Annotated in this window: 8 protein-coding genes; all 8 read right to left on the bottom strand. The window is 40.9% G+C overall.

Annotation, left to right across the window (positions count from 1 at the left end; all coding sequences use genetic code 11):
• On the bottom strand, positions 1–335 hold a 335-nt coding region (locus ACTIE6_RS20385; protein WP_439558388.1), incomplete at its 3' end, for a ribosomal protein S5.
• Positions 336–349: 14 nt separating this feature from the next.
• Positions 350–703 carry a 50S ribosomal protein L18 gene (gene rplR, locus ACTIE6_RS20390; RefSeq protein WP_439558389.1) on the bottom strand — a complete coding sequence of 118 codons (354 nt, stop codon included), beginning with the start codon at positions 701–703 and terminating at the stop codon, positions 350–352.
• 47 nt (positions 704–750) lie between these two features.
• Positions 751–1308: a 50S ribosomal protein L6 gene (gene rplF / locus ACTIE6_RS20395; RefSeq protein WP_439558390.1), complete on the bottom strand. Its 558-nt coding sequence runs from the start codon at positions 1306–1308 to the stop codon at positions 751–753.
• Between the two features lie 21 nt (positions 1309–1329).
• Positions 1330–1728, bottom strand: a complete 399-nt coding sequence (rpsH, locus tag ACTIE6_RS20400; protein WP_439558391.1) for a 30S ribosomal protein S8 — start codon at positions 1726–1728, stop codon at positions 1330–1332.
• A 77-nt stretch (positions 1729–1805) separates the two neighbouring features.
• Positions 1806–2075, bottom strand: a complete 270-nt coding sequence (gene rpsN / locus ACTIE6_RS20405) for a 30S ribosomal protein S14 (protein ID WP_031528741.1) — start codon at positions 2073–2075, stop codon at positions 1806–1808.
• Between the two features lie 33 nt (positions 2076–2108).
• The gene (gene rplE / locus ACTIE6_RS20410) at positions 2109–2663 is read right to left on the bottom strand and encodes a 50S ribosomal protein L5 (RefSeq protein ID WP_439558392.1); all 555 of its coding nucleotides are present in this window, start codon (positions 2661–2663) and stop codon (positions 2109–2111) included.
• Positions 2664–2727: 64 nt separating this feature from the next.
• A complete protein-coding gene (rplX, locus tag ACTIE6_RS20415; RefSeq protein WP_056280052.1) occupies positions 2728–3069 on the bottom strand; it encodes a 50S ribosomal protein L24 in 342 nt (113 codons plus the stop codon).
• 40 nt (positions 3070–3109) lie between these two features.
• Positions 3110–3478 carry a 50S ribosomal protein L14 gene (gene rplN / locus ACTIE6_RS20420; protein WP_015813798.1) on the bottom strand — a complete coding sequence of 123 codons (369 nt, stop codon included), beginning with the start codon at positions 3476–3478 and terminating at the stop codon, positions 3110–3112.
• Between the last annotated feature and the right edge of the window lie 50 nt (positions 3479–3528).

Consider the following 3528-nt stretch of genomic DNA (forward strand, 5'->3'; position numbering starts at 1 on the left):
CCGGCCAATACACCTGTACCAGGAGCAGCTGGTTTAATCAAAACAAAACCCCCACTGAACTTACCCTCCATTTCATGAGGTACAGTATGCTTCAGCATTGGAACTTGGATGAGGTTTTTCTTAGCGTCATCAATTCCTTTAGCAATAGCGTCGGTAACTTCATTGGCTTTGCCTAATCCGTACCCTACTACACCATTACCATCACCAACAACAACAATGGCTGAAAAACTAAAGCGACGACCGCCTTTTACTACTTTTGCTACCCGATTGATGGCAACAACGCGCTCTTTCAAATCGGACTCGTTAACCTTCGAAGGTCTTGTATTTATAGACATAGTCTTTGTTATACTTAGAATTTCAGGCCACCCTCACGGGCTCCTTCGGCCAATGCTTTAACTTTTCCATGGTACAAGTACCCATTACGGTCAAAAACTACCGCTTGAATACCCGCTTCCTGAGCCTTCTCAGCAATTTTCTTTCCAACTTGAAGTGCAACTTCGACGTTAGAATTCTCTTTTCTTCCACCAAGATCTACCGAAGAAGCGCTCGCCAATGTAACTCCATTGATGTCGTCAATAATCTGCGCGTAAATGCTGGTATTAGAACGGAAAACCGACAACCTTGGACGTTCTGTGCTACCTTTAACTCTCTTACGTATATGAAGTTTGAGACGCGTTCTTCTATCTGTTTTTGCGTTAGCCATTGTAATCTTATCTAACTTTGTTTATAACATTATTTTGTGGCAACGAATTACTTCTTAGAAGCCGACTTACCAGCCTTGCGACGTACAACCTCACCAACAAAACGAATACCTTTACCTTTGTAAGGCTCAACTTTTCTAAGTGACTTAATCTTAGCAGCAACTGAACCAATCAGCTCTTTATCAATACCTTCTAAAATAACCTTGGGATTCTGTCCCTTTTCAGAGGTAGTTGTAAGCTTAATCTCGCTTGGTATAGCCATGAAAATATTGTGGGAGTATCCTAGTTGCAACTCCAAAACGTTGTTCGCTGAACTAGCCTTGTAACCAACACCAATAATTTCAAGCTCTTTCTTATAACCTTCACCAACACCAATCACCATGTTGTTGATTAATGAGCGGTATAGACCGTGCAACGCTTTATGACGTTTTTGCTCTGTCGGACGCTTTACAGTAAGTTCATTACCTTCAACAGCAACAGTAATATCACTGTCAACTGTTTGAGAAAGCGTTCCTTTTGGTCCTTTAACCGACACGACATTATCTTCACCAACTGCAACTGAAATTCCAGCTGGCAAAACGATAACTTTATTTCCTATCCGTGACATTTCCTGAATATCTTTAAAGTATTAATACACGAAACACAACACCTCACCACCTACATTGAGGGTTTTCGCCTCTTTGTCAGTCATAACACCCTTAGATGTTGAGATAATTACAGTTCCTAATCCACCCAAGACGCGCGGCAATGTTGATGAACCTGAGTACTTTCTCAAACCAGGCTTACTTACCCTCTCCAATTTTACAATTGCAGATTGCTTTGTGACAGGATTATATTTCAAAGCGATTTTAATTATTCCCTGAGGCCCAACCTCATCAAACTTATAGCTTTGTATGTACCCTTTATCAAAAAGTACTTTTGTAATCTCTTTTTTTATGTTGGATGCAGGTATCTCAACAACCCGGTGCTTCGCTTTGATAGCGTTTCTGAGTCTCGTCAGATAGTCTGCTATGGGATCCGTTAACATTTTTATGCCAAGTTTAAACACCCCTTTTTGAACGGGAGTGCAAAGTTAAGTAATTGAAATCAGAATTGAAAGTATTCTTACCAACTTGATTTAGTAACTCCCGGAATTTTTCCATCAGAAGCCATATCTCGGAATAGAACTCTTGAAATCCCGAATTTGCGCATATATCCCCTCGGTCTTCCAGTGATTTTGCATCGGTTATGTAGACGAACCGGAGAAGAGTTACGTGGCAGCTTGTCCAAACCAACCCAGTCGCCAGCTGCTTTGAGCTTTGTACGCTTCTCAGCATATCTCTCTACCAGCGCCTGTCTTTTTCTTTCTCTCGCTTTTACTGATTCTTTTGCCATTGTCGGTAAATAAATCTTGTATTAAATATTATATTATTTGCTAGCGTTGGTAAAAGGCATTCCCAGCGCTTTCAGCAATTCGTAACTCTCTTCGTCAGAGTTGGTGGAAGTCACAAACGTAATGTCCATACCTGTGATCTTATTCACCTTCTCGATGCTGATCTCAGGAAAGATAATCTGCTCCTTAACACCAAAAGTATAATTTCCTCTTCCATCAAAGCCTTTATCACTGATTCCCTTGAAATCACGAACCCGTGGCATTGCAATCGTAGTCAATCGATCCAAAAACTCGTACATACGATCCCCGCGAAGAGTAACTTTAGCGCCAATCGGCATGTTTTCTCTCAACTTAAAGTTTGAGACCGCCTTTTTAGATATAGTTGCAATTGCTTTTTGCCCCGTTATAAGGCTTAGCTCTTCAACTCCCGTATCAACCAGCTTCTTATCCGCAACAGCAGCTCCGATACCTTTATTGATCACTATCTTTGTAAGCCGGGGTACTTGCATACTCGACTTATACTGGAACTTATCTTTCAATTGCGAAACAACTTCGCTCGCATACTTTTCTTTTAATCTTGGCTGTGCCATTTTCAAATTAGTTACGTGGATTACCGACCCACTTGCTTTGTTACTAAACTAGCGATACTAACAACTATAATAAATTACCAGTCTTTTTTGAAAAGCGCTGCAATTTACCGCCATCATTGATCTTGCGACCAGTCCTTGTAGCTTCTCCTGTTTTAGGATCCACAACCATAAGATTACTGATGTGAATAGCACCTTCTTTCTTCTCGATACTACCTTGTGGATTCTGAGCGTTAGGTTTAACATGCTTTGTAATCATGTTTACACCTTCTACAGTAGCTCTTTGCTTCTCAACAAGCACCTTCTTAATCACACCTGTTTCCCCTTTTGCGTTACCTGAAATCACTTTCACAGTGTCGCCCTTACGGATATGCAATTTTGCTGGTGCTTTTTTTCCTTTAATTTCCATTGACGTATTCTCTTAATAGTTTAAAGAAATACCTTATTTCTTACAGCACTTCTGGTGCGAGTGACACAATCTTCATGAATTGTTTTTCACGCAATTCACGTGCAACTGGACCAAATATGCGGCTACCGCGAGGCTCGTCATTGTTATTCAATAAAACTGCTGCGTTATCCTCAAAGCGGATATAAGTTCCATCCTTGCGACGTACCTCCTTCTTGGTACGAACAACCACGGCCTTTGAAACCGTTCCTTTTTTCATATTGCTTGAAGATAGAGCCGATTTAACCGTAACTACGATTTTATCCCCTACCGAAGCATAGCGCTTTCCAGTTCCTCCAAGTACACGAATTACGAGTACCTCCTTAGCGCCACTGTTATCTGCTACTGACAGTCTTGATTCTTGCTGTACCATTATTACTTAGCTTTTTCAAGGATTTCTACTAATCTCCAACGCTTGTTCTT

It is taken from the genome of Dyadobacter sp. (genome assembly GCF_051859145.1).
In the GTDB taxonomy this organism is placed as follows: domain Bacteria; phylum Bacteroidota; class Bacteroidia; order Cytophagales; family Spirosomataceae; genus Dyadobacter.

Excerpts from the sequence above, each read along its gene's own strand:
- rplR (WP_439558389.1), bottom strand. The coding sequence starts at position 703 with ATGGCTAACGCAAAAACAGATAGAAGAACGCGTCTCAAACTTCATATA.
- rplF (WP_439558390.1), bottom strand. The coding sequence starts at position 1,308 with ATGTCACGGATAGGAAATAAAGTTATCGTTTTGCCAGCTGGAATTTCA.
- rpsH (WP_439558391.1), bottom strand. The coding sequence starts at position 1,728 with ATGTTAACGGATCCCATAGCAGACTATCTGACGAGACTCAGAAACGCT.
- rpsN (WP_031528741.1), bottom strand. The coding sequence starts at position 2,075 with ATGGCAAAAGAATCAGTAAAAGCGAGAGAAAGAAAAAGACAGGCGCTG.
- rplE (WP_439558392.1), bottom strand. The coding sequence starts at position 2,663 with ATGGCACAGCCAAGATTAAAAGAAAAGTATGCGAGCGAAGTTGTTTCG.
- rplX (WP_056280052.1), bottom strand. The coding sequence starts at position 3,069 with ATGGAAATTAAAGGAAAAAAAGCACCAGCAAAATTGCATATCCGTAAG.
- rplN (WP_015813798.1), bottom strand. The coding sequence starts at position 3,478 with ATGGTACAGCAAGAATCAAGACTGTCAGTAGCAGATAACAGTGGCGCT.